Below are 3,590 nucleotides of genomic sequence, written 5' to 3'. Positions count from 1 at the left end.
ACAAGACCGCCGAGCTCATGGTCTTCAAGCTCGTCATGGCCGCTTCAAAAACTTGGCGGAAGCTGAAAGGCGAAAATCGCTTGCCGATGGTCATTGCGGGCGTCACATTCACCGACGGCGTCGCGGTCAGCCCAGACGCCGATCAACGCGCCGCCTGATCGGACCCGTCACCCAAAATCAGCCATAGCTCAACAGTGGATCAGCCACACCAGCTTGACGGACGTGACCAACTCTTCTACTCGCTGGCTGAGGATAGGGTAGCAATCGAACTTTGGCGCCGCATCACAACATGACGATGGCGAACCGGAACTCATTTTGTTAGGCTATTCGGCATCAGGCCCAGCGGGCGCTATGCTGGACTCTGCTAGCTACATAAACCATAACACCAACTCTTGTCTTACACTGATATTGAAATCAGCACACTGAAGTGGGAAAGGGGGAGACCTTTAATGCACATTAGAAATATCTGATAACAAACCACAGTCAATGAAGAAAAATACTAATCAAAACAATTATGCAATTTCTATTGGCAATATAACAAAGGCTGCTACCATCACGAAAATTCCGCAAACTGCTTCAGTTGAAGTCTCAGTTACGGGAGCGGCCACAAAACCCCGTCCGCTCCGGTTTTTCGGCGAGCCGGATCCCCCGATGCGCGAACCGCTGGAAAGCAGTTCCTTCACATTTAGTGCTCGCCACGTCCCTGACGCCACTCTCCTAGTGGGGAGTGGTGTCGTCTTCACTCCAGACGGCAAATCCATTAAAGACACCACTTATATGACGTCCGGCGTAGAAATGAAATCATCAACGGAGCGATGGCCACAGATCGATGAAACAAGAAGGGTTATGATAGCCTATAATGCGGGCTGGAGAAATTATTATCACTGGACGATTCAGTCCATGTTTTCAACTTATGTTTCTCTCTCTTACTTCGGCTCTGCAGGAAATATATTCGTTTATCCGCAGATACATCCGAACGCAAAGGAGCTGCTTTATTATGTAGCAGAGCGACAGTTCTCGCCTGAAATATATTTCTTACATCCTCGCGCGCAAGTTGGTTTTAGGCGTGCTGCTATTCTCAACTCGACCTACAAAAATCTCGCCTTCAATCCTTCACCTCTTCTTGGCGAATTCGCGCGTCATGTCCTTAAGAATTGTCCCGCCCAGCGTACCGATGGCCGCAAAATTTATATTTCGCGCCGCGACAGTAAGAAGCGTACGATTGAGAACGAAGACGAAGTTATTAAATTCCTTGAGAATCAAGGATTCAAGGCGCTTGAACTGTCAAGACTTACGGTTCGGGAACAAATTAGCGCATTTGCCGCAGCCGAGATTGTCGTCGCTGCACACGGGGCGGGTTTGACTAATGTGATTTACTGCAATCCAAACGTCCGTGTCATCGAGATGCTACCCCGTAGTTATCAGAATCCTTGCTTCTCTACCATTGGGCAAGCGCTGGGCATCGACTGGACGGTCTGCGTGTTCGACGCAGGAATGCTTGACGGCGCTCTTCCTGCTTCTCAAAAAGTGCTTCCCTGGCGAGTTGATCTTGATCTCCTGAAATCGGCACTGGCAGTATAGTTTCGCTGCAGCCTTAATCACTCCTCCTCATGTCAGGAATTGCCAAGCTCATGCCTCGTATCTATGAAAGTCGCAAACGCGTCCTCGTGACTGGAGGTGCCGGATTCCTCGGGTCTCATCTCATTGATAGGATCCTAGCGCAGGGGCATGAGGTCGTCTGCGTCGACAATCTATTTACCGGCACGAAGCGCAATATTGAGCATATGTTCAATAACCCGCGCTTCGAATTCATTCGGCACGACGTTACGTTCCCACTCTATGTGGAGGTCGATGAAATCTACAACCTTGCCTGCCCGGCCTCACCAATTCATTATCAGCACGATCCGATCCAGACGACCAAAACCTCGGTCCACGGTGCAATCAATATGCTGGGTTTAGCCAAACGACTGAAGGCGAAGATATTCCAGGCTTCGACGAGCGAGGTCTATGGCGATCCCGCCGTTCACCCTCAGGCTGAAGAGTACTGGGGCAACGTCAACCCAATTGGCCCGCGTTCTTGCTACGACGAGGGCAAACGCTGCGCCGAGACGCTGTTCTTCGATTATCACCGCCAGGTCGGACTCGAGATCAAGGTTGCGCGAATCTTCAACACCTACGGCCCGCGTATGCACCACGCCGACGGGCGGGTTGTGTCAAACTTCGTGGTGCAGGCGCTGGCCGGTGAACCTCTAACCATCTACGGCGATGGCTCCCAGACCCGCTCCTTCTGCTATGTTGATGATCTTGTCGAGGGTTTCCTGCGACTGATGGACACTGGGCCGGAGGTGACCGGGCCAATTAACATAGGCAACCCCAATGAGTTCACTATCCGCGAGCTAGCTGAGAAAACGATCCAGCGCGCGCAGACGGGCTCGAGGCTGGTGACGCACTCGCTTCCTGCCGACGATCCCAAACAGCGGCAGCCGAACATTTCCAAGGCCTCGGAGCTGCTTGGGTGGGCGCCGATTGTTGAGCTCGACGAAGGACTAGACCGCACAATCGAGTATTTCCGCAGTCGGCTAATCGAGTTGCGTTCTGCCTAGTACTACAGTTGCGTAGTGATGCGGATTTTTCGATGAGCGAGAGCGGCGAATGCTTGATGTCGTCGTCGCCACCGTGACCAGGCGAGGATGAAGGTCGGCGGCCGGGGGTGGCGAAGCAGGAGGTGAGCGACCAGCCGCAGGATTTCGGGCGTTGTGCAAAGTTCGGCCAGCGCCAATGTCATGCGGCCTCGGTTTCGATCATTGGACTCGTTTCGTTCCGTTTGCCGAATGCGCTGCGACGTTGCTCGGCGCCAATCCTGGTCAGGAAAGCTGCGGCGGCCATGACCAGGCTCATGTGCCGGTGCCAGCCGTGCCAGGAGCGCGCCTCGCAATGGTCGAGGCCGAGATCGTCCTTGGCTCTGAGGAAGCACTCCTCGATGGTCCAGCGAAGTCCCGCCGCAGCGGCCAGTTCGGCCAACGTCGTCTCGCTCGGGGCATGGGCAAAGTAGTAGGCGATGGCGTCGGGATCGCGTTGGCTTCTGCGGGCCAGCAGCCAACGAGCAAAGCCCTCTTGGGGGCATCCCTTCAGCGGCAGGCGCGCCCAGTCGTAGAGCCGCGGCCCCTTGGCGCCTTCACCGGCCGACAGCGGCCGCCAGGCTTGTGCCTCAAGCTCGGCAACAAGCGTCGCCGGATCGGTCTGGATGAACTGCCACTCGTCGATGAAGCGCAGCACCTGATTGGAGCGCACGGCCAGCACATAAGGCTGTCCGCGGTCTTCCAACATAGTTCGGAACTTGTAATCGGACCCGTAGAGCGCATCGGCCAAGACAAAGGCGCAGGGGACGCCCTCGTCGAGAACCGCTGCGACCATCTCGCGTGCCATCGCCGGCTTGGTGGCGAAGACCACGTCATCAGGAACAGAGCTATGGCGGAAGCTGGGTGATGACGGTCTGAGAGAGGCGGCGTATCGAGGCGGGTGATCAAGCCTGCCAGAACCTCCCGTAGGAGCGATACGCCCATGACGACGGATAGCACCGTTTCCGCATT

General features: G+C 55.2%; 2 protein-coding genes and 2 pseudogenes. 3 read left to right on the top strand and 1 reads right to left on the bottom strand.

Going from position 1 to position 3,590, the window contains the following annotated elements; translation table 11 throughout:
* From J1C47_RS23320 to J1C47_RS23310, 3 genes and pseudogenes are all read left to right on the top strand, one after another.
* Window positions 1-158: pseudogene (locus J1C47_RS23320) on the top strand (IS256 family transposase); the annotation flags it as partial.
* A 328-nt stretch (window positions 159-486) separates the two neighbouring features.
* Window positions 487-1,581, top strand: coding sequence for a glycosyltransferase family 61 protein (locus tag J1C47_RS23315; protein WP_207353199.1), 1,095 nt, complete (start codon window positions 487-489; stop codon window positions 1,579-1,581).
* A 50-nt stretch (window positions 1,582-1,631) separates the two neighbouring features.
* Entirely contained in the window at window positions 1,632-2,603 is a 972-nt protein-coding gene (locus tag J1C47_RS23310; protein ID WP_207353198.1) for a UDP-glucuronic acid decarboxylase family protein, read from the top strand.
* 178 nt (window positions 2,604-2,781) lie between these two features.
* On the opposite strand, the pseudogene J1C47_RS23305 reads toward J1C47_RS23310, so the two are convergent.
* Window positions 2,782-3,474: pseudogene (locus J1C47_RS23305) on the bottom strand (IS701 family transposase); the annotation flags it as partial.
* Window positions 3,475-3,590 lie beyond the last annotated feature (116 nt).

The organism is Jiella sonneratiae, from assembly GCF_017353515.1.
Taxonomy (GTDB): domain Bacteria; phylum Pseudomonadota; class Alphaproteobacteria; order Rhizobiales; family Rhizobiaceae; genus Jiella; species Jiella sonneratiae.
This window is presented reverse-complemented; position numbering and strand designations above follow the sequence as displayed.

What these genes read in the sequence shown, in the direction of transcription:
- J1C47_RS23315 (WP_207353199.1), top strand. Translation starts at nt 487, where the DNA reads ATGAAGAAAAATACTAATCAAAACAATTATGCAATTTCTATTGGCAAT.
- J1C47_RS23310 (WP_207353198.1), top strand. Translation starts at nt 1,632, where the DNA reads ATGCCTCGTATCTATGAAAGTCGCAAACGCGTCCTCGTGACTGGAGGT.